The following is a 22290-nucleotide window of genomic DNA, read 5'->3' as shown; positions in this document are numbered from 1 at the left end:
CGGTCGTTGGGACCGTATCCTCATAGTTGAAACAAAGACCCGGGCGACCTCGATGTCGCTCGGGTCTTGTAATGAGTATCCGTACTCATATACCAGTTGGTCCTACCGACAAAAGAAAGGGGAGAGAACGTGAACAACTTGCTACGTTTGATTGGAAGGCGTCTTGTGGCGCTGCCGATCATGGCATTGGGCGTCACCGTCCTGGTGTTCTTCCTTATGTCGTTCTCCAAGACCGACCCCGCCTACACGGCGTTGGGTGACGGTGCCTCGCCCGAGGCGGTTGCCGAGTACCATGAGAAGTATGGTCTGGACGACCCCTGGCCCGTGCGCTACGTGCGCTATATGGGCGATTTGATCCATGGCGACATGGGCACCTATGGTGCTGCTCGCAACTCCGTTGCCAAGCGCATCTCCACGGCCCTGCCCGTCACGATGCAGCTGACCTTCATCGGCCTTGCCATCGGTGCGGTCGTTTCGTTTTTGCTCGGCGTCATCGCGGCACTGTATCGCGACAAATGGCCGGACCAAGTGATCCGCGTCTTTTCCATCGCCGGCTTGGCAACCCCGTCGTTCTGGCTTGCCGTTCTGTTGATCCTGCTGTTCTCTTCCTACCTTAAGGTGCTCCCGGCATCGGGTGCTCTGCCTCACTTCACCACGAATCCGGCTGGTTATCTGGGCCGCATGATTATGCCCGCCATCGCCTTGGCATTTCCGCTGACGGGCCAGATGACTCGTATCGTGCGTACCGCCATGGTCGAGGAGCTCGACAAGGACTATGTCCGTATGGCTCGCGGTGCCGGCGTTCCCGAGAAGGTCGTCGTCGGTATCAACGTTCTTCGCAATGCGCTGATCACCCCGGTCACCACCCTCGGTCTTAAGATCGGTTACCTCATGGGCGGCGCCGTCGTCATCGAGGTTATCTTCAACCTCCCCGGCATGGGCACCGCGATTCTGCAGGGCGTTCAGGGCAACGAGGCGAACCTGGTTCAGGGCGTCGTTATCGTCGTTGCTCTTGCCTTCATCATCATCAACATCGTGGTTGACATGCTCTACCTGCTCATCAATCCGCGCATCAGGACGGTGTAGATTATGGTAAAGATTCGAGAGAAGCAAACCGAGCAGCTCGAGAAGGCTGCCTCCAAGGGGCTCAAGCTCGGTGGCTGGAAGAAGATGACGCTGTCTTCTAAGATTGCCGCCGTCGTGCTGGTGCTGGTCGCCCTGACTGCGATTCTGGCGCCCCTTCTTGCCCCCTATAGCCCGGTCGAGATCTTTACGGCTCGCCAGGCTCCCGGCAACGGATTTATCTTCGGTACCGACGATAAGGGTCGCGATATTCTGTCGCGTATGCTCTACGGTGGTCGTTACTCGCTGATTATCGGCTTTGGCGCCACTGCCATGGCTCTGGTCTGCGGCTCGGTCGTGGGCGCCCTTGCGGCGGTTTCGCGCAAGGCCGTTTCCGAGACGATCATGCGTATCCTGGACATCATCATGTCCATCCCGGGCATCGCCCTCGCGGCCGTCTTCGTCTCCATCCTGGGCAACTCCGTGCCGTCGATCATCTTCGCCATCGGCTTTATGTACACTCCGCAGATTGCCCGTATCGTGCGCGCCAACATCGTGTCCGAGTACGGCGAGGACTATGTCCGCGCGGTCATCGTTTCCGGCGCCAAGGCTCCGTGGATTTTGATCAAGCATGTTCTGCGTAACTGCATCGCCCCGATCATGGTCTTCACCGTTACCCTGGTCGCCGACGCCATCATCTTCGAGGCCTCGCTGACCTTCATCGGCGCTGGTATCCAGGAGCCCACCGCTACCTGGGGCAACATCCTCGCCGACGCCCGCGGCGGCGTGCTCGCCGGCCGTTGGTGGCAGGCGCTGTTCCCGGGCCTGGCCATCATGATCACCTGCCTGGCGCTCAACATCCTCTCCGAGGGCATTACCGACGCCATGGCCGCTGCTCCCTCCGCCGCCCTGGATCCGACCGATTCCTCCAAGCGTCGCGAGGCCGACCTGCTGGTCTCCGACCCCGTTCGCGCCTACAAGGAGCAGGCCCAGTCCCTCTCCGCTCGTCTTGGCGCCCTGCGCGATGTCGAGCTCAAGCGTGACGATCGCCATGTGCCCGACGAGTCTGTCGAACCGATTCTCTCGGTCCGTGACTTCTGCATTCAGTTTGAGCATCACGGTGATATTAACGTCGTCGACCATGTCAACTTTGACGTCCGTCCTGGTCAGACCATGGGCCTGGTGGGCGAGTCCGGTTGCGGTAAGTCCATCACCACGCTGGCCATCATGGGCCTGACCGATGAGGACGAGCACCTTTCCGGCGAGGTCCTCTGGGAGGGCCGTGACCTGCTCAAGATGAGTAAGAAGGAGTGGTTCGGCCTGCGCGGTACCGATATCGCTATGGTCTATCAGGACGCCCTGTCCTCGCTCAACCCCTCCATGCTCATCTCTGCCCAGATGAAGCAGCTCACTAAGCGCGGCGGAACCCGCAGCGCCGAGGAGCTTCTGGAGCTCGTCGGCCTCGATCCCAAGCGCACGCTCGAGAGCTATCCGCACGAGCTTTCCGGCGGCCAGCGTCAGCGTGTCCTGATCGCTATGGCCCTTACCCGCGACCCCAAGCTGGTCATCTGCGACGAGCCCACGACCGCTCTGGACGTTACCGTCCAGAAGCAGGTCATCAAGCTGCTCAACGATCTTCAGGCCAAACTCGGCTTTGCCATGATCTTCGTTTCGCACGACCTGGCGCTGGTCGCCGAGGTCGCCCACAACATCACGGTTATGTACGCTGGCCAGGTTATCGAGCAGGCGCCCACCAAGGAGCTGCTCACCAACCCGATTCACGAGTACACCCGCGGTCTTCTGGGTTCCGTTCTGTCCATCGAGAGCGGTTCGGGCCGCCTGCACCAGGTGCCTGGCGCCGTTCCGAGCCCGCGCGATTTCCCCAAGGGCGATCGCTTCGCGCCCCGCTCGAGCCATCCGCGTATTGGCCTGGACACCCGTCCGGTCTTCAAGCGCGTGCCCGGCACCGAGCACTTCTATTCCGAGCTCCCCGACGAGGTGCTCAAGGCAAATGGTTTGACCCCTCACGCGGAGGTGATGTAGATGAGCGAGACCGCAGTCAACGGCGTCGAGCCGATCATCTTCCTTGATGACGTCCACGTCACCTTTAGGACCCGTACCGGCTCGATTCTGCACCCCAACCTGGTTCACGCCGTCCAGGGTGTAACGATTAAGCTCATGCCCGGTCAGACGATCGGCATCGTCGGCGAGTCCGGTTGCGGTAAGTCCACCACCGCTAACGTCATGTGCGGCCTGCAGGCCCCCACGAGCGGCAAGGTCTACTTTAAGGGCAAGGACGTTACCAAGCGTACCGCCGAGGACCGTCGCCACATGGGTCGCGTCATCTCGGTCGTGTTCCAGAACCCGGCCACGGCGCTCAACCCCCGCATGGTCGTTCGCGAGCAGCTGCTCGACCCCATGCGCGTCCACAACCTGGGTACCGAGGCCGAGCAGGAGGAGCGCGTCAAGGAACTCTTGGAGCTCACCGGTCTGCCCAGCTCCGCTGCCGAGGTTCTTCCCGGCCAGCTTTCGGGCGGCCAGCGCCAGCGCGTCGCAATTGCCCGTGCCCTGTCGCTGAACCCCGATGCCATCATCGCCGACGAGCCCACCTCGGCTCTGGACGTTTCAGTCCGCGCGCAGATTCTGAACCTGCTGACCGACCTTAAGAAGGAGCTCGGCCTGGCCATGGTGTTCATCAGCCATGACATCCAGACGGTCCGCTATATCTCTGACGACATCATCGTTATGAATGGCGGCAAGATCGTCGAGCAGGGCGAGGCCAAGCAGGTCTTCCAGCACCCCCAGGACCCCTACACCAAGATGCTGCTCGGCGCTGCGCCGTCGTTGCTGCACCCCAAGCTCGGCGAGTAGGCTCGCTTTCCCTCCCGTGCGCCCGGTTCCCTTGCCGGGCGCACCTCCGTTGCGATTTCGAAAGGTTGGGTTCACGAGCCATGCCAAGTGCTCAGGAGCTACAACATCAATTTGGTGAATATCGAGGCGCCATGCCCCGTCCATCAGATTTCGATCTCTTTTGGAAGGATCGCATGGCCGAGGCCGACGCCGTCGGGCTTGACTATGCGATCGAGGCGGCATCGGTCACCGATGCCGCGACCTGCCAGCTTTTCGACCTCTGGTATAACGGCATGTGTGGCGCTCGCCTGCATGCCAAGTACCTTAAACCCGTCTCGGACGAGCCCGTGCCATTGGTACTTCAGTTCCATGGGTATCCGGGTGCAAGCCGCAGCTGGTTTGAGCAGGCGTCGTTTGCGGGCATGGGCATGGCACTCATCGCCCTCGACTGCCCCGGCCAAGGAGGTCCCTCCGAGGACATTGGTGGATTTGAGGGCACAACGGTTGCCGGTCATATCGTCGCCGGTATCGACGGCGACCCGGCCAACCTCTACTATGTCCGCTTGCACCAAGATATTCGCATCCTGTGCCGCATCGTTCGCGAGCTCGAGGGCATCGATCTTGCGCGTGTGTTTGTGAACGGCGCGTCGCAGGGCGGCGGTTTGGGCATTGCGACCTGTGCGCTTAACAGCGAGCTTATCAATCGTGCCGCCGTCCTCTATCCCTTCCTGTCAGATTTCCGCCTGGTCTGGGATTTGGATGCCGACGACATTGCCTACGAGGGCCTGCGCTATTGGTCTCGCTGGTTTGACGAGGACTCGACTCGTATTGACGAAGCCTATGCCAAGCTGGCGTACTTCGATTCCAAGAACTTTGCCCCTATGGTCAAATGCCCCGTGCTGTTTGGCACCGGCACAGCCGATATCGTCTGTCCGCCAGCGACGCAGTTTGCGGTCTATAACAACCTGACCTGCGAAAAGCGTCATGAGTTCTTTGAAGGCTTTGGCCACGAGGAGATTCAGGATTTTGACGATCTGATCATTCCGTTTTTCTGCAAGGGAGGGGAGGCTCATGTCTAAGTGCGAGAGCAATGTCGGCGAGCTGATTGTCTCCGACCTTGTGGGGATTCCCGGAACGGTCTCGTCAAGGCTCGCTGATTTCCGGGATTGGCGCGGTGATGCTTCTGCGGATGTTTCCGAATTAGAGATAGCCGCTTCGGACCTTGAGGTTTGCGGGCCGAGTATTACGGCGATCGATTTCGCCAATCCGTATGCCCGCTACTCCGAGGTTTCCTTTGAGCTTGGTGGCGATGTGGTCCACGCACGTTTGATCGAGCCTGCCGGTCGCGCCCGAGCATCCGAGCTTGTGCCGCTATGTCTGATGTTTCACGACATCGACCGACCCGTGCGGGGATGGCATCACATGACGAGGTTTGCGGCCATGGGATATGCCGTGCTTGCGCTGGACGACGATGTTGCTGGTGCGGACGACCTGCGGCGGGGGATTTCTTCGCCCGCTTTTGTCGAGCGCGTCCGTTGGGGTTGCGCGCTGGCGAAGGTGGCGCGCAATCTTGATGGCATGGACCTCGACCGCATCTTTGCATGGGGCGAGGGTCTTGGCGGCGGAGTCGCACTGGCGGTTTCTGCTCTGGACGAGCGGGGCCTCGCCTGCACGGCGGTTGCCAATCCGCTTCCTGGCGGCCTCGAGGCGCTGTCGTCTCGGGTGCGCGGATCGGTGCTCATGGGCACATCGCTTATGGATACCGTGAGCGATTCCAAGGATCAGTTTGCCGTATTCAACGGTCTTGAGTGTGACCGGAGGCATATCATCTATGCAAAATACGCTCACGAGCGCATCAATGCGTTCGAAAACGAAGTCATCGACTTTTTTAACCAAACGTTCTACCCGTGTTCTTTGGCCTAGACGGCCTGGACACTGTCAACAAGAGTGGGTGGCATAGGGCCGCCCGCCAGACAACTAAGGAGATTCTTGTGGCAACTCAGAAATTCACCGGCGTTATCCCTCCCGTCGTTGTTCCCGATACCGAAGACCACCAGCTCGACGTTGCCTCCTTTGAGCGCAGCATCAACCGCATGATCGATGCCGGCGTCGATGGCCTGTTCTTCCTGGGCTCTTCGGGCGAGGTCGTTTTCTCCACCGATGAGCGTCGTCGCCAGATCATCGCCGAGGCCGTTCGTATCGTCGACCACCGCGTGCCCGTCCTGGTCGGCATCATCGATACCGAGACCGAGCGCATGATCGAGCACGGTAAGGTCGCTCAGGAGCTGGGCGCCGATGCGCTTGTCGCCACCTGCCCGTTCTATGCCCTGCAGGGCATGACCGAGGTCGAGGAGCACTTCCGCATCCTGCACGAGGAGCTCGACCTGCCCATCTTTGCCTATGACATTCCCGTCTGCGTTCACACCAAGCTCCCCTGGAAGCTCCTTGCCAAGCTCGGCGCCGAGGGCGTCCTTGCTGGCGTCAAGGATTCCTCGGGTGATGACATCTCGTTCCGCTATCTCGTTCAGGAGAACGAGAAGAACGGCCATCCGATGAGCATCCTCACCGGTCACGAGGTTGTTGTCGACGGCGCTTACCTCGGTGGCGCCGACGGTTCTGTCCCGGGCCTTGCCAACGTTGAGCCCGAGGGCTACGTGCGCCAGTGGAAGGCCGCTCAGGCCGGCGACTGGGCTACCGTCAAGGCCGAGCAGGATCGCCTCAATGAGATTTCGCACATCTGGGACGTCACCTCGGGCGTCCAGGGCTATGCCGGTGGCGTCGGCGCCTTCAAGACCGCTATGAACCTCATGGGCATCTTCGACAGCCCGACCATGCCGCGCCCGGTGAAGGCCATGACCGGCGAGAACGTCGAGGCGATTAGGAAGGTCCTTCAGGACAACGGTCTCCTGTAAAGCTTCCCAGGCACCCGACCTCGCCGTTCAACCGTGTGGCCATGACCCATTAGGTCAATGGCCACACGGTTTCTCGGCGATCTCGGACACCTGGAAAACCTTTACTGCGCTGTGACGGCTAGCCTGACGGCGCATTTCCTGTAGTTGTTTTTATCTCCGAAGGAGAGCGACATGGAGAACAAGTACGTCTGCTCTGTCGATATCGGCGGAACTAAGATTGCGACTGCCATCATGGAGTACCCGGCTGATGGTAGTGTGCCCCATCCCGTTTTTGAGGCCGAGGTTCCCACGGAGGCCCAAGAGGGCGGCGAGGCCGTCTTCCAGCGTATTGAGGCGTCCATCAAGGCTGCTCTCGAGGCGAATCCCGATGTCGAGGTCCTTGGCGTCGGTATCGGTGCCGCCGGCGTCGTCGATCCCAAGACGGGCGCCATCGCGTATGCCAATGAGATCATGCCCGGCTGGTCCGGCGTTCAGTTGGGGCCGCGTCTGCGTGAGGATCTCGGTCTTCCCGTTGCCGTTGTAGGCGACGTGCAGGCTCATGCTCTGGGCGAGGCCCACTGGGGCGTCGGCAAGGGCAAGTTCTCCGTCTTGTGTCTTGGCATCGGTACGGGCATTGGCGGCGCATATGTCGAGAACGGCCGCGTGATGCAGGGCTTCCATGGTGCTGCTGGCCATATGGGCCACATCGAGTGCTCGGCTGCCGCCGGCATTCCCTGCGCCTGCGGGCGTTCCGGCCATCTGGAGTCGGTTGCTTCGGGCACTTCCATTGGTCGTATGTACGATGAGCGCTTTGGCCGCGTCGACCCCAGCCGTCCTTCGGTCGGTCGCGATGTGAACGACCTGTGCCGTGCAGGCGACGCAAAGGCGACCGAGGTCATCCATGATGCCGGCTTTGCGTTGGGTGCCAGCTTGGGCTCGCTCGCTAACATCCTGGACCCTGAGGTCATCGTGCTTTCGGGCGGCGTGATTCACCAAGGTCCCGATTGGCGTTCGCAGACGTGGAAGGATTCGGTGCACGAGGGCTATGCCAGCCAGGCGCTCGATCCGCTTCAGGACACGCCGATCCTCATCGGTTCTCTGGAGGGCGATGCTCCGCTCATCGGTGCCGCTGAGCATCTTCTTGCCTCGTTGAAGTAAACGTATCTGCTGTAGGAGCCTCCCGAGACAACACGCCTCGGGAGGCTGTTCTGAGAAAGGTTGCAGCCTTATGACCGTCGATCCTTTGATTCAATCCCTGAAGGGCAAGCTCGTCGTGAGCGTTCAGGCGTATATGGGCGAGCCGCTTCGTACGCCCGAGACCATGGCTCAAATGTCTCGCGCTTGCGAGCTTGGCGGCGCCGCCGCCATTCGCTGTCAGGGCCTTGCCGACATTGCCGCCATTAAGGGTCGCTGTGAGGTTCCTGTTATCGGCCTGTGGAAGGATGGGCACGAGGGCGTTTACATCACGCCGACGCTGCGTCACGCTCGCGCCTGCGTTGCCGCGGGTGCCGATATCGTGGCGATCGATGCCACCGATCGTCCGCGTCCCGATGGCAAGACCGTCGAGGACACCTTCCGTCCGCTGCACGAGGAGGGTGTGCTCCTGATGGCGGATTGTGCCACCATCGAGGACATTCGCCGTGCGGTTGATATGGGCTTCGACCTTGTATCCACCACGCTTTCTCATGGTGTCGCCGCCATCGACTGCACCATGGCCGATGGCCCCGATCTTCCGCTTCTGCGTCAGGCGACCGAGGAATTCCCCGGTCTTCCCATCATCTGCGAGGGCCGTGTGCACACGCCCGAGGAGGCTCGCGCCGCGATTGATGCTGGCGCTTGGGCCGTTGTCGTCGGCACTGCCATCACGCATCCCACGAGTATTACGAGTTGGTTCAAAGCCGCGCTTGAGGCGTAAGACGGACCTCGTATCCGCTTGGGGCGGTATACTCAATAAAGGCAATTGATCGCGCGGGATCCGCTGGCCGGGTCCCGCGCTTGTTTTAGGAGGCACACATGCAAAAGGGAGATGCCATGGATGCGGCGGAGCGCTCGGAGCGCATCCCCGATATCGTCATCATCACCGGAATGTCTGGATCGGGCCGAACGCAGGCCATGCATGTATTCGAGGACATGGGCTATTTTTGCATTGATAACCTGCCTCCGCGTCTGATCGCCCAGCTTGCCGAACTCGTCGGCATCAATACGGGCGTGGGCAGGCATCTTGCCGTCACCTGCGACCTGCGCAGCCAGGGCTTGTTCGATGAGCTGCTCGATGCCGTTGCCGCACTCGAGGAGCGCGAGATGAGCTGTGACATCGTGTTTCTCGAGGCCTCTGACGAGGTGCTGATCCGTCGTTATAGTGAAAACCGCCGCCGCCATCCCATTGCCAAGCCGGGGGAGACTACGGCCGATGCGATTCAGCGCGAGCGCCTGCAGCTGCAGGGCGTTCGCGACCGAGCTGACATGATTATCGATACGAGCCGCTTGCGCACCTCTGCTCTGCGCAACAAATTGCGCATGGCGTTCTCCGAGTTGTCCGACCAGCAGCTCATGGACGTTCACGTGTTCTCGTTTGGCTTTAAGCACGGTATGCCCGTCGAGGCGGACATTATGATCGACGTTCGCTTCCTGCCCAATCCGTTCTACGATCCCGAGATGCGCACGATGACCGGTCTCGATAAGAAAGTCTCTGACTTTGTTCTGGACCATCCCAAGACCCAGGAGTTCTGGAAGGCCTGGACGCAGCTGCTCGATACGGTCATGCCCGGCTATATCGCGGAGGGCAAGCCACAGCTTTCTATTGCCATCGGTTGCACGGGCGGTCAACACCGCAGCGTTGCCATCGCCGAGGCCACAGCACGTTATTTGGAAGGCGCCCAGTATCACGTGAGCATTTCTCATCGCGACCTGTCGCGCGCCAACACGAAAGCATAGGCCTGCATGTCGTTTACCGCCGAGGTGCGTGACGAGCTCGCGCGCTGCGAACCCGAATGTGAATACTGCGATTTGTCGACGCTTGCCGCCCTGACGCGTGTGAGCGGTACACTTTCGCTGGCCGGCTCCGGGCGGTATCGTTTGACGGTCGCGACCGAGACGGGTGCCGTCGCGCGCACGATGATCACACTGACGCATCGCATCCTTAAGCTCAAAACGGAATTCACCGTTCGTAAATCGGTCTTGCATAAGGTCCGTAACTATCTCATTACCCTGCCCGATCAACCCGACCTGGACAAGGCTCTGGTGCTGCTGGGCATCCTCGACCGCAGGGGAGGGCTCGTCGCTGGTGTTCCCCGGCACATCGTTGCCCGTCCCTGCTGCAGGCTTGCCTACATCCGCGGCGCGCTCATTGCGGGTGGTTTCGTGGCCGATCCCCGCGGCGACTTTCATTTGGAGATCGCGGTGCAGGGCGAGCAGTATGCCCGGGGACTTTGCGATCTATTGGAGCAGATTGGGGTCCATGCGCGCGTTAACGCGCGGCGCGGGTCCTTTGCCGTCTACATTAAGAGCGCCGAGGAGATCGAGCAGCTTCTAAAGCTGGTCGGCGCCAAGCGCAGCGTTGCCGAGATCGAGGAAGCGCGCGCGGTCAAATTGGTTAAGAACGACGTAAACCGTCGCGTGAATGCCGAGCTGGCCAATCAGACCAGAAGTGCGGGTGCCGCCCAGCATCAGCTTGCGTTGATCGATGAGCTCGAACAGCGGGGTTTACGCGACACGCTTCCGGACGCCTTAGCAGTCTTTTGCGACCTGCGCGAGCGCTATCCCGATCTGTCACTGCGCGATCTGGGGGAGATGGCTGACCCTCCCTTGTCGAAGTCGGCCCTCTACCATCGAGTTTTGAGGCTTGAAAAGCTCATTGAAGCAAACAGGTAGTTGAGCGAAACTGCTTATATAGGGATTGAACTGCTATTTTATTCTTTAAAACGTTTTAACGTAAATTTGATTTTCAATTTCGACTATTCTCGTGAAATTCAAGTCCAAAAAAAGGTATATTAGGCGAGTGGTTAGTTTGTGGGCCTCAACGGCGGGCGCTGTAGCTTGCGGGGGCCTTACGAAAGGAGACACAATGGCAGTAAAGGTTGCTATTAACGGCTTCGGTCGCATCGGTCGTCTGGCTTTCCGTCAGATGTTCGGTCATGAGGGCTCCGAGATTGTCGCTATCAACGACCTCACCTCTCCCGATATGCTCGCTTACCTGCTGAAGTACGACTCCACGCAGGGCAACTACGCTCGCGATCACGAGGTCGTTGCTGGCGAGGATTCCATCACCGTTGACGGCAAGGAGATCAAGATCTACAAGGAGGCCGACGCCAACAACCTGCCTTGGGGCGACCTCGACGTCGACGTCGTTCTCGAGTGCACCGGCTTCTACACCAGCAAGGCTAAGGCTCAGGCCCACATCAACGCTGGCGCCAAGAAGGTCGTCATCTCCGCTCCGGCGGGCAGCGATCTGCCCACCATCGTGTACAACGTCAACCACGAGACGCTGACCGCTGAGGACAACATCATCTCCGCCGCTTCCTGCACCACCAACTGCCTCGCCCCGATGGCCAAGGGTCTGAACGACTTCGCTCCCATCGTGTCCGGCATCATGACCACCATTCACGCCTGGACTGGCGACCAGATGCCGCTCGACGGCCCGCAGCGCAAGGGCAACAAGCGTCGTAGCCGCGCCTGCGCCGTCAACATCGTCCCCAACACCACTGGTGCTGCCAAGGCTATCGGCCTGGTTCTCCCCGAGCTCAACGGTAAGCTCATCGGTGCCGCCCAGCGCGTCCCGACGCCGACCGGCTCCATCACCAACCTCTACGCTGTCGTTGACAAGAAGGTCACCGTCGACGAGGTCAACGCCGCTATGAAGGCCTACGCTTCCACCATCTCCGAGACCTTCGGTTACAACGAGGACGACATCGTCTCCACCGACATCATCGGCGAGACCCACGGCTCCATCTTCGACGCCACTCAGACCATGTGCTCTGACCTCGGCAACGGCCAGACCCTCGTTCAGGTCACCTCTTGGTACGACAACGAGAACTCCTACACCTCTCAGATGGTCCGCACCATCAAGTACTTCGAGAAGTTCGTTGCTTAATTTAGCTTTTAGCGAATAGCTCGTTGAGCGTCTAAAGAAGGGCGCGGCCTCATAGGGCTTACACCCTAGGGTCGCGCCCTTTTTATAGGAAATCGTCTGCCGTAATGGGAGGCAGACACGTACGAAAGGTAGAAGCAAACATGGCCTTTACCAAGAAGACCGTCCGCGACATCGATGTCGACGGCAAGCGCGTTCTCGTCCGCGTTGACTTCAACGTGCCTATCAAGGATGGCGTCGTTGGCGACACCACCCGCATCAAGGCTGCCCTGCCCACCATCAACTACCTCGTTGAGCACAACGCTCGCGTCATCCTCATGAGCCACCTCGGCCGTCCCGATGGCACCGGCTTCCAGCCCGAGCTCTCCCTTGAGCCTGTCGCCAAGAAGCTCGCTGAGCTCTCTGGTCTCGATGTTGCCTTTGTCGCCGACACCTACGGCGAGAAGGCTGCTGAGGCTGTTGCCGCCGTCGAGCCGGGCAAGGTCCTCGTTCTCGAGAACGTCCGTTTTGACAAGCGTGAGAAGAAGAACGATCCCGAGATCGCCAAGAAGCTCGCTTCCTATGGTGACGTCTTCGTTCTCGATGCTTTCGGTACCGCTCACCGCGCCCAGGGTTCCGTCGTGGGTCCCGCCGCTTACCTGCCTGCCGTCGCCGGCTTCCTGCTCGAGAAGGAGGTCGACACGCTGACTGGCATCTTCGCCGAGCCCGAGCGCCCCTTCGTCGCTATCGTCGGCGGTTCCAAGGTTTCCTCCAAGATCGGCGTTCTCGATCACCTCATCGACTCCGCTGATACCCTGATCATCGGTGGCGGCATGGCCTACACCTTCTTCCTGGCTCAGGGCCTGACCGTCGGTCAGTCCCTCAAGGAAGAGGACTGGGTCGAGCGCGCTGGCGAGATGCTCAAGAAGGCCGAGGAGAAGGGCGTCAAGATCCTGCTCCCCATCGACAACCGCGTTGCCGATCACTTTGGCGAGGACGCTGTCCCCGAGGTTGTCGCTTCCGACGCTATCCCCGACGATCGTGAGGGCATGGACATCGGCCCCAAGACCGAGGAGCTTTACGCCGAGGCCGTCAAGGGTGCCAAGACCGTGTTCTGGAACGGCCCCATGGGTGTCTTCGAGTTCGACAACTTCGCTCACGGCACCCAGGCTATCGCCGAGGCCGTCGCCGAGGCCGACTGCACCTCGATCATCGGCGGTGGCGACTCTGTCGCGGCTGTCAACAAGTTCAACCTGGCCGACAAGATGAGCTGGATCTCCACCGGTGGTGGCGCTTCCATGGAGCTCGTCGAGGGTAAGGCCCTGCCCGGAGTGGAGGCGCTTCTCGATGCCTAGTCGCACCCTTCTTATCGCTGGTAACTGGAAGATGAACAACGACGTCGCTGAGGCCGCCAAGCTCGCCGACGAGCTGGCTCAGGCTCTGCCCGAGGTTCCGGCTGGCGTCGAGGTGCTCGTCTGCCCTCCGACCATTGACATCACCACGGTTCATGACCGCATTCAGGCTGCCCCCATCGCCCTCGGTGCACAGAACGTGTACTGGGAGGCCAAGGGTGCCTTCACCGGTGAGTCCTCTTGCGACATGCTCAAGTCCGCTGGCTGCACCTACTGCATCATCGGCCACTCCGAGCGTCGCGACTACTTCCACGAGACCGACGAGGACCAGAACAAGAAGGCCAAGGCCCTCGTTGCCGCCGGTCTTGTTCCCGTCTTCTGCTGCGGCGAGTCCCTCGAGGTCCGCGAGGCTGGCACCTATGTCGAGCACGTCGTGAACCAGGTCAAGGCTGGCCTTGCTGGACTTGAGATCACCTGCCCCAAGCAGGTCGTCGTCGCCTACGAGCCCATCTGGGCCATCGGCACCGGAAAGACCGCTACCGCTGAGGACGCCCAGGAGGTCTGCGGCGCTATCCGTGAGACCCTCAAGGAGATGTTTGGCGAGGAGCTCGCCGACGGTATCCGCGTCCTGTACGGTGGTTCCGCTAAGCCCGGCAACATTGCCGAGCTCGTCGCCAAGCCCGACGTTGACGGCGCCCTCGTGGGCGGCGCTTCGCTCAAGGCTGCCGACTTCGCCTCTATGGTCGTCAAGGCAGGCGAGTAGGACATATGGCACAGCGTCATCTTCCTGCACTCCTGATCATCATGGATGGCTGCGGCCTTGCTCCGGCCGATGGCGAGAACGCCGTCGCCGCTGCCAAGACGCCCTTCCTTGATAGCCTGTACGAGAAGTATCCTCACACCACGCTCGGTGCTTCGGGCGAGGACGTGGGCCTTCCCGACGGTCAGATGGGCAACTCCGAGGTAGGCCACCTCAACATCGGTGCCGGCCGCATCGTGTTCCAGGAGCTTTCGCGCATCAACAATGCCATCAAGGACGGCTCCATCGCCAAGAACGAGGTCTTCGTCAAGGCTATGGACGACGTCAAGGCTGACGGCAAGACTCTCCACCTCATGGGCCTTATGAGCCCTGGCGGTGTTCATTCTCACATGAACCACGTCGAGGCTCTGGTCAAGATGGCTGCCCAGCATGGCGTCAAGACCGTTCGCGTCCACGCCTTCATGGATGGCCGCGACGTTGACCCGCAGTCCGGTGCCGGCTACATGAGCGAGTTCTGCGCCTTCCTGGCTAAGATCTCCGAGGAGACCGGTTGCGACGCTCGCGTTGCCACCGTTTCGGGCCGCTATTGGGCCATGGACCGCGACAACCGTTGGGAGCGCATCCAGCGCGCCTACGACGTCATGGTTAACGCGTCCGATGCCGATACCGACCCCGTTGCCGGTATCAAGGCCTACTACGAGAAGGATCCGCGCGGCGACGAGTTCGTCGAGCCTTTCGCGGCCCACAACGAGGGCATCCACGAGGGCGACGCGGCCATCTTCTTCAACTTCCGTCCCGACCGCGCTCGTCAGATGACCCGCGTGTTCACGGACAAGGAGTTCGATGGCTTTGAGCGCGAGCAGATTAAGCTCTCGCACTTCGTGACGATGACCGAGTACGATCCGACGTTTGACGTCGAGGTCGCCTTCCCCAAGACGTTCCCCGAGAACGTCCTGGCCGACGTTATCGCCGCCAATGGCCTGAAGCAGCTGCACACCGCCGAGACCGAGAAGTACGCCCACGTGACGTTCTTCCTCAACGGCGGCATCGAGGAGCCCAAGGAGGGCGAGGAGCGCGTGCTCGTCGCTTCCCCCAAGGTCGCTACCTACGATCTGCAGCCCGAGATGAGCGCTCCCGAGGTTACCGAGAAGCTTGTTGCCGCTATCAACGAGGATCGCGCTGATTTCTACATCGTGAACTTCGCAAACTGCGACATGGTTGGTCACACCGGTGTCTTCGACGCTGCCGTTAAGGCCGTCGAGGCTGTTGACGATGCCCTGTCCAAGGTTGTCCCGGCGATTCTCGCCAAGGGCGGCTTTGCGCTGATTACCGCCGATCACGGCAACGCCGATCACATGTTTGACGTTGCTTCCGACGGTTCCAAGCATCCGTTTACGGCTCACACCACCAACCGTGTGCCGTTCATCATCGTTGATGAGAAGGCGCAGCTCACCGGTATCGAGGACGGCCGTCTTTCCGATATCGCTCCGACCATGCTCACCATGGCTGGCATTGAGCCTTCCGCCGAGATGACGGGTCGCGTACTCGCCACCGAGGCCTAATAGAAAACAAATACCGTTTTCTAGTAAGGGGGTTGTCCGCAACCGGACAACCCCCTTTTTGGTATTTCTGCCATTTCTACCCCGTCCCCAAATGGCAGGTGGGGGAGTGCTGGGGGTTGTGGTACAGTACTGGAGTTTGAATTGTTCTATTAAGGAGCTTATCTATGGGTCCGTTTCAGATTCTTCTGTTTGTCGTTTGGGCTGTCTCTGCCGTGGCGTTGACGATTCTCGTCCTGATGCATTCCGGTAAGGGCACCGGCGTTTCGGATATGATCGCTAGCTCGCTGTATAACTCCAGCTCTGCCACGGGCGTCATGGAGCAGAACCTCGATCGCCTGACCGTCATCATGGCTGTCGTATTTGCCGTGTGTGTCGTTCTGTGCATGTTCTTCTTCCCGCAGGGCATCGTCGGCTACTAAGCATCGGCGTATATACGTTTGTAAAGGGTCCCGCACGTGCGGGACCCTTTTTGTTTACAGACTTGTAACAGAGTCAAAATATCCCCACATACTTCGCCCAACTAAAGAAATTCTCGACCGTTAACCGGAATTAGCGCCATATTGTGCATAAAATGCGCTACTGTATTGCGAAACGTTGGTCCGCACTGCATAACCAGCCATAACGGCGGACCGCGTTTGAATGGTTCGAAAGGGCTGTCTCGACGTTGCCCGGCCGAATTCACTTTGTCCTATCTCATAAGGAGGATGGCATGGCTGATTCTATGTTCCACCAGCCCGTTATGGGTCGTCGCGCCTTTGTCGGCGGTACCCTTGCTGCGAGCTCCATGGCTTTTCTTGCCGCATGCGGCAAGAAGGGCGGCGACGCTTCCGGTTCTGAGTCCGGTTCGACGCTGAACTTCTACATCAACAACCCGGTCTGCATCGACCCCTACAACGTCCAGGAGGATCAGGGCACTCAGGTCGAGTACCAGCTCTTCGACGCTCTGACGGAGTACGATAACGAGAAGGGCGAGATCGTTCCGCTGGCTTGCGAGTCCTTTGAGGCTAACGACGACGCCACCGAGTTCACCTTCAAGATCAAGAAGGCTAAGTTCCACAACGGTGACGACGTTACCTCCAAGTCCTTCAAGCTCGGCTGGGAGCGCCTGGTCAACACTAAGTCAGCCATCGCTACCGAGTATGGTCCTTCCGAGGTCTCCTACCACCTTTCCATGGTCGAGGGCTATGACGATCTGCTTGCCGGTAATGCTACCGAGCTGTCCGGCGTTACCTGCCCGGATGACGAGACCCTCGTCGTCAAGCTGACTTCCGCCTACGCCGACTTCCCGTTCGTCGCCTCTCACCCGGCTCTGTCCCCGGTTCCCGAGTGCGCCGAGTCCGATGTCAAGAGCTTCTACCTTGCCCCGGTCGGTAACGGCCCGTTCATGATGGACGGCAAGTGGGAGGATGGTCAGGAGATCAACCTCAAGAAGTTTGACGATTACTATGGCGACAAGGCCAAGATCGACGCCATCCACTTCCAGGTCATCAAGGACGTGGAGACCGCTTACAAGGAGTTCCAGGCCGGCAACCTCGATGTCTGCGACGTTCCCGTTGCTCAGATCGACGCCGCCAAGAAGGACCGCGGCGAGTCCAAGGATGGCTACACCATGGGTGATGGCGAGCGCATGCTGCTCGGCTCCGAGCCTTCCACGTACTATCTGACGTGCAACACCACGGCCGAGCCGTTCAACAACGCTGACCTGCGCAGGGGTATCTCCCTGGCTATCAACCGTGAGGCCATCTGCAAGACCATCTTCAAGGGCACCCGTACCCCCGCTGACGGCATCGTTCCTCCGGGAATCGCCGGCTACAAGGAGGGCGCATGGGAGTTCTGCGCCTATGACGTCGACAAGGCTAACGAGTACCTCGACAAGGTCGCTCCCGCTGGCGCTAACGGCGATCGTGGCATCAATGTGACCCTGTCCTACAACCAGGACGGTGGCCACAAGGAGATCATGGAGTCCATCATCGGCGACCTCGCCAAGGTGGGCGTCACCGCCGTCTCCGATACTCCCGAGTGGTCTGCCCTGCTTGAGCAGTATCAGAACTTCAACTATCAGTTCGGCCGTCTGGGCTGGATCGCCGATTACCCGATCATGGACAACTTCCTGTACCCGCTGTTCCACTCCGACTCCCTCGGTGGCGACAACCGCTCTGGTTACAACAACTCCGAGTTCGATGCCAAGGTCGATGAGGCCCGTGCCACGGTTGACGACGACGAGCGCATCGCCAAGATGCAGGAGGCTGACGCTATGGTCGCCGCTGACTGCCCGGTTATCCCGGTGATGTTCTACACGCACACCATCGTCGGCTCCGATCGCGTCAAGTACCTCTATGTCGATCCGCAGAAGCACGCCGATCTGGGTACCGCTGAGCTCGCCTAAGAGTTTTGCAGCTTCCATGAGGGTCAAGTATTTACGTAGACCTCATGGGAAACATACAGTTCTCCCTAACCTGGGGTAAACTGGCTGATGGTAATTTTGGGATGCCGGTCTGGCGATCGGCATCCCATTTAGGTTAATCCCTAGATAGGGGAGTGGTATGGGTAAGTACATCGTTAAACGTGTGCTTCAGTTCATCCCGGTATTTTTGGGCGTTACGTTGATTCTGTTCGCCCTCCAGAATATTGTGCCGGGAGACCCGATCAAGCTGATCGGTGGAGACAAGGCTCTGTCCCCCGAGGTAGAGCTTCAACTTCGCGTGCGCTATCACCTGGTCCAGGCGGACGAGGACGGCAACGCGATCCTTGACGAGAACGGCGATCCCGTTCCAACGTCGCTTGTGGACCAATACTTGAATTACATGAATGGTCTGCTTCATGGCGATCTGGGCAATTCGTATCAGCGCAAGCTGCCGGTTGCGGAAATCTTTGCCCAGAAGTATCCGTATACGGTTAAACTCGCCGCGTGCGCCATTGTGCTCGAGGCAATCATGGGTATCGGTGCGGGTATCATTTCGGCGGTAAAGCGCTATTCCTTCTGGGATATTTTGGTAACGCTCACCACGTCGATCCTCGTTGCTGTTCCTGCCTTCTGGCTCGGCATGCTGCTGCAGCTGTTCTTTGGCGTCATCCTTAAGGATGCCACCGGCGGCGCTTTCTCCATGCCGATTTCGGGTGCCGGCGGCTCCAGCTCTCAGTATCAGGATTGGATGCACTATGTGCTTCCGACCATCACGCTGGCTTCGGTTTCGACCGCCTATGCTGCCCGCATCATGCGCTCGCAGCTACTCGACGTCATGAATCAGGATTACATCCGCACGGCAAAGGCCAAGGGTCTCTCCAATCGCGCGATCATCGTCAAGCATGCGCTTAAGAATGCACTCATCCCCGTTGTTACCTATATTGGTGTCGACTTCGGCGGCATGCTTTCGGGCGCCATCCTGACCGAGACGGTCTTTAACTGGCCCGGTATCGGCTCTGAGGTCTACCGCGCCATTAGCATGCGCGACTGGCCCATCGTTATGGGCGGCGTTACGCTCATCGTTGTCGTCGTTATGGTGATCAACCTTCTCGTCGACATTAGCTATGCATTCCTCGACCCGCGTATCCGCCTCGGCGGTCCGTCGGATAAGGCCTAAGGGAGGTACGTCTCATGCAGGAAACTGATTCTCAGTCTCAGGAGCAGGCTACCGCCACCAAGGCCGCATCTGCTCCCGCCAAGTCCCGCACGCTGTGGGGCGACGCTTTCAAGCGTCTTCGCAAGAATAAGCTCGCCGTTATCGGTATCTGCTGGATTATCATCGTCGTTTTGGTTGCCTTGACCGCAGACCTGTGGGCTAAGCCCTGGCTCGGGTCGCCGACGGCTTCTGACTCGACGACCATGGCCGAGACTTCGCTGCTGGCTCCGTGTGCCGAGCACCCGTTTGGTACCGACGCCCTTGGCCGCGACATTCTCGTCCGAGTTATCTACGGCGCGCGCGTTTCGCTTTCCGTCGGTATTATGGCCACCGCCATCTCCACGGTGATCGGTCTGATCATGGGCGCCCTGGCCGGTTTCTATGGCGGCATCTGGGATACGATCATCATGCGCTTCGCGGATATCTTCCTGGCGTTCCCGTACGTGCTGTTCGTTGTCGCCATGATCGCCGTTATCGGCCGTGGTCTTCAAAATGTTTTCATCGCCATCGGTATTCTCGGCTGGCCCTCGATTGCCCGTGTCTTCCGATCTGCAATCTTGACGGTCAAGGAAAACGACTATGTTGACGCCGCTCGCGCTATGGGTGCATCCGATGCCCGTATCGTTATGCGCCACATCTTCCCGAACTCCGTTGCTTCCATCGTGGTCTATGCGACCATGAACATCGGTGGCGCTATTCTGACCGAGTCCGCTCTGTCCTTCCTCGGTATGGGCGTTATTCCGCCTACGCCTTCGTGGGGCTCTATGATTCAGGACGGTCAGCAGTATCTTCTGACTGCTCCCTGGATGATGATCATGCCCGGTCTGGCAATTCTCTCGACGGTGCTCGCCTTCACCCTGCTGGGTGACGGTCTGCGCGACGCCCTCGACGTCAAGATGAAGGACGCATAAGGATGAAGAAGAACAAGAACTATGTGGACCTGAAGGACCAGCCGGTTCCCGAGGGCCAGCATCTGCTCGAGGTCGATGACCTTAAGATGTATTTCCATACCGAGGATGGCGTCGTCCGCGCTGTCGACGGTGTGTCCTACACACTCGATCGCGGCGAGACTCTGGGTGTCGTCGGCGAGTCCGGCTCCGGTAAGTCCGTGACCGCCATGACTATCATGGGCCTCATCTCGATGCCTCCGGGAAAGATTGAGGGCGGTGACGTTCGCTATCGCGGCCGTTCCATCCTCCACATGACCGAGGAAGAGATGCAGCACATTCGCGGTAACGATATCGCGATGATCTTCCAGGATCCTATGACCTCCTTGAACCCGGTCTATAAGATTGGTAAGCAGGTGGGCGAGGGCCTTCGTCTGCACCGTGGTTACTCCAAGCAGGAGGCGCTCAAGCGCGCCACTGAGCTTTTGGACCTCGTTGGCATTCCCGAGCCCGAGAAGCGCGTCAATGAGTATCCGCACCAGTTCTCTGGTGGTATGCGTCAGCGCGTTATGATTGCCATGGCCCTTGCCTGCGATCCCGATATTCTGATTGCCGACGAGCCCACGACTGCCCTGGACGTTACCATCCAGGCTCAGATTATTGAGCTTATGCAGGAAATGCAGGAGAAGAACGGCAACGCCATCATCATGATTACCCATGACCTGGGTGTTGTTGCCGATATGGCCGACAAGATTATGGTTATGTACGCCGGCCGTCCCGTCGAGTTCGGTACTGCTGAGGAAATCTTCTACGAGAGCCGCCACCCCTACACCTGGGGCCTGATCCGCTCCATCCCGGAGCAGGCCATCGATGAGAAGAAGCCGCTTACGCCGATTCACGGCAACCCGCCTTCGCTCATGAACCTGCCCGAGGGCTGCGTGTTCTCGCCTCGTTGCCCCTATGCAACCGATAAGTGCCGCAAGCAGCGCCCCGAGCGCGTTGTCACCGAGTCCGGCCACTATTCTGCGTGCCATTATTCCGGTGACCCCGAGTTCCTCAAGAACGCTCCCGAGACGTCTCGTACGCGCAAGGATTCCAAGAAGGGAGGCGAGGCGTAAATGGCAGACAATAACGAGCGCACTCCGCTGCTGAAGGTCGAGCACCTCTCTAAGGAGTTCCCCGCTGAGTCCGGCATGTTCGCCAAGCGTTTTTCCAAGCGCGTCGTCTCTGCTGTAAACGACATCTCTTTTGAGATTTATCCGGGCGAGACCTTTGGTCTGGTTGGTGAGTCTGGTTGCGGTAAGTCCACGACGGGCCGCACGATTATGCGCTTGACCAAGCCGACTGCCGGTAAGGTGTTCTTCCAGGGCAAAGATGTTGCCGAGATGAGCAAGCATGAGATCAAGGACATGCGTCGCGAGATGCAGTTTATCTTCCAGGATCCCTATGCTTCGCTGAATCCTCGTATGACCATCGGCGAGATTGTCTCCGAGCCCATGACCATTCACGGCGTGGGCACCAAAGAGGAGCGCATTGAGCGTGTCCGCGAGCTTCTCGACGTCGTTGGACTGAACCCCGAGCACATCAACCGCTATCCGCATGAGTTCTCGGGCGGCCAGCGCCAGCGTGTCGGCATTGCCCGCGCCTTTGCGCTCAAGCCCAAGCTGATTATCTGCGATGAGCCCGTCTCTGCGCTTGACGTATCCATTCAGGCCCAGGTTCTGAACCTTCTTAAGGAGCTCCAGGACAAGTTCGGTACGGCTTATCTCTTCATTGCTCACGACCTCTCTGTCGTGCAGCACATTTCTGATCGCGTTGCCGTTATGTATCTGGGCAAGATGGTCGAGGTTTCGGACTGGAAGACGCTCTACAGTGAGCCGCACCACCCGTACACGCAGTCGCTGCTGTCTGCCGTGCCGGTGCCCGATCCAGATATCCAGAAGACCCGCAAACGCATCATCCTCGCTGGCGACCCGCCGTCGCCGCTGGATCCGCCGACCGGCTGCCGTTTCCACACGCGCTGCCCGATCGCGCAGGGCATCTGCTCCGAGAAGCTTCCTGAGTTTAAGGAAGTTGCACCGGGTCACTGCTGCGCCTGCCACTTCGCCGAGCCGTTCCCGATCAAGGAATCGCACATCGACCTGTAGTCGGTTGTTTTCGTCCGGGCCCGCCCTGGTGTTATTTTTCAGAACATTCCGCACTGATATTTTCTGTATTGAAGACGTCGATGATGCACCCGTA

Annotated in this window: 20 protein-coding genes; all 20 read left to right on the top strand. The window is 59.6% G+C overall.

All coding sequences use genetic code 11. From position 1 onward, the window contains the following. Nucleotides 1-129: 129 nt before the first annotated feature. The 20 genes from DXC79_RS08945 to DXC79_RS08850 all read left to right on the top strand — a co-directional run bounded on the left by DXC79_RS08945 (nucleotide 130) and on the right by DXC79_RS08850 (nucleotide 22196). A complete protein-coding gene (locus DXC79_RS08945) occupies nucleotides 130-1086 on the top strand; it encodes an ABC transporter permease (protein WP_055251823.1) in 957 nt (318 codons plus the stop codon). Between the two features lie 3 nt (nucleotides 1087-1089). Continuing rightward, nucleotides 1090-3105 carry a dipeptide/oligopeptide/nickel ABC transporter permease/ATP-binding protein gene (locus tag DXC79_RS08940; RefSeq protein WP_099431432.1) on the top strand — a complete coding sequence of 672 codons (2016 nt, stop codon included), beginning with the start codon at nucleotides 1090-1092 and terminating at the stop codon, nucleotides 3103-3105. After that, nucleotides 3106-3933, top strand: coding sequence for an ABC transporter ATP-binding protein (locus DXC79_RS08935; RefSeq protein WP_117635937.1), 828 nt, complete (start codon nucleotides 3106-3108; stop codon nucleotides 3931-3933). An 80-nt stretch (nucleotides 3934-4013) separates the two neighbouring features. Then, nucleotides 4014-4991 (top strand): acetylxylan esterase, encoded by a 978-nt coding sequence (locus DXC79_RS08930; protein WP_117635936.1) that lies wholly within the window; start codon nucleotides 4014-4016, stop codon nucleotides 4989-4991. Next, nucleotides 4984-5835: an acetylxylan esterase gene (locus DXC79_RS08925; RefSeq protein WP_117635935.1), complete on the top strand. Its 852-nt coding sequence runs from the start codon at nucleotides 4984-4986 to the stop codon at nucleotides 5833-5835. Before DXC79_RS08930 ends, DXC79_RS08925 begins: the two co-directional genes overlap by 8 nt. 68 nt (nucleotides 5836-5903) lie before the next feature. Then, complete coding sequence (locus DXC79_RS08920) at nucleotides 5904-6824, top strand: dihydrodipicolinate synthase family protein (RefSeq protein ID WP_089573615.1); 921 nt, start codon at nucleotides 5904-5906, stop codon at nucleotides 6822-6824. Between the two features lie 171 nt (nucleotides 6825-6995). Then, a complete protein-coding gene (locus DXC79_RS08915) occupies nucleotides 6996-7961 on the top strand; it encodes an ROK family protein (protein ID WP_022094876.1) in 966 nt (321 codons plus the stop codon). A 70-nt stretch (nucleotides 7962-8031) separates the two neighbouring features. Continuing rightward, nucleotides 8032-8718 (top strand): N-acetylmannosamine-6-phosphate 2-epimerase, encoded by a 687-nt coding sequence (locus tag DXC79_RS08910; RefSeq protein ID WP_022094877.1) that lies wholly within the window; start codon nucleotides 8032-8034, stop codon nucleotides 8716-8718. A gap of 98 nt (nucleotides 8719-8816) precedes the next feature. Continuing rightward, the gene (gene rapZ / locus DXC79_RS08905) at nucleotides 8817-9737 is read left to right on the top strand and encodes an RNase adapter RapZ (RefSeq protein ID WP_022094878.1); all 921 of its coding nucleotides are present in this window, start codon (nucleotides 8817-8819) and stop codon (nucleotides 9735-9737) included. Between the two features lie 6 nt (nucleotides 9738-9743). Beyond that, nucleotides 9744-10673, top strand: a complete 930-nt coding sequence (gene whiA, locus DXC79_RS08900) for a DNA-binding protein WhiA (protein ID WP_035138886.1) — start codon at nucleotides 9744-9746, stop codon at nucleotides 10671-10673. Between the two features lie 193 nt (nucleotides 10674-10866). Next, a complete protein-coding gene (gap, locus tag DXC79_RS08895) occupies nucleotides 10867-11892 on the top strand; it encodes a type I glyceraldehyde-3-phosphate dehydrogenase (RefSeq protein WP_099431436.1) in 1026 nt (341 codons plus the stop codon). A gap of 140 nt (nucleotides 11893-12032) precedes the next feature. Further along, the gene (gene pgk, locus DXC79_RS08890; protein WP_117564871.1) at nucleotides 12033-13223 is read left to right on the top strand and encodes a phosphoglycerate kinase; all 1191 of its coding nucleotides are present in this window, start codon (nucleotides 12033-12035) and stop codon (nucleotides 13221-13223) included. After that, nucleotides 13216-13983: a triose-phosphate isomerase gene (gene tpiA / locus DXC79_RS08885; RefSeq protein WP_117635934.1), complete on the top strand. Its 768-nt coding sequence runs from the start codon at nucleotides 13216-13218 to the stop codon at nucleotides 13981-13983. The genes pgk and tpiA overlap by 8 nt, the downstream gene beginning before the upstream one ends. Nucleotides 13984-13988: 5 nt before the next feature. Then, the gene (gene gpmI / locus DXC79_RS08880; protein ID WP_117635933.1) at nucleotides 13989-15542 is read left to right on the top strand and encodes a 2,3-bisphosphoglycerate-independent phosphoglycerate mutase; all 1554 of its coding nucleotides are present in this window, start codon (nucleotides 13989-13991) and stop codon (nucleotides 15540-15542) included. Nucleotides 15543-15706: 164 nt separating this feature from the next. Next, nucleotides 15707-15961: a preprotein translocase subunit SecG gene (gene secG, locus DXC79_RS08875; RefSeq protein ID WP_006236144.1), complete on the top strand. Its 255-nt coding sequence runs from the start codon at nucleotides 15707-15709 to the stop codon at nucleotides 15959-15961. A 290-nt stretch (nucleotides 15962-16251) separates the two neighbouring features. Then, nucleotides 16252-17928, top strand: a complete 1677-nt coding sequence (locus tag DXC79_RS08870; protein ID WP_117635932.1) for an ABC transporter substrate-binding protein — start codon at nucleotides 16252-16254, stop codon at nucleotides 17926-17928. A 157-nt stretch (nucleotides 17929-18085) separates the two neighbouring features. Further along, nucleotides 18086-19123 carry an ABC transporter permease gene (locus tag DXC79_RS08865; protein ID WP_117635931.1) on the top strand — a complete coding sequence of 346 codons (1038 nt, stop codon included), beginning with the start codon at nucleotides 18086-18088 and terminating at the stop codon, nucleotides 19121-19123. Nucleotides 19124-19137: 14 nt separating this feature from the next. Further along, on the top strand, nucleotides 19138-20073 hold the full coding sequence (locus DXC79_RS08860; RefSeq protein ID WP_117635930.1) for an ABC transporter permease: 936 nt from the start codon (nucleotides 19138-19140) through the stop codon (nucleotides 20071-20073). Between the two features lie 2 nt (nucleotides 20074-20075). Continuing rightward, nucleotides 20076-21167: an ABC transporter ATP-binding protein gene (locus tag DXC79_RS08855; protein ID WP_117635929.1), complete on the top strand. Its 1092-nt coding sequence runs from the start codon at nucleotides 20076-20078 to the stop codon at nucleotides 21165-21167. Further along, nucleotides 21168-22196, top strand: a complete 1029-nt coding sequence (locus tag DXC79_RS08850; RefSeq protein ID WP_006236139.1) for an ABC transporter ATP-binding protein — start codon at nucleotides 21168-21170, stop codon at nucleotides 22194-22196. It begins immediately after the preceding gene. The last annotated feature ends 94 nt before the right edge of the window (nucleotides 22197-22290 follow it).

The organism is Collinsella sp. TF08-11AT, assembly GCF_003437035.1.
GTDB lineage: Bacteria > Actinomycetota > Coriobacteriia > Coriobacteriales > Coriobacteriaceae > Collinsella.
The sequence above is the reverse complement of the archived record's forward strand: the minus strand, read 5'-3'. Positions and strand labels throughout refer to the sequence as shown.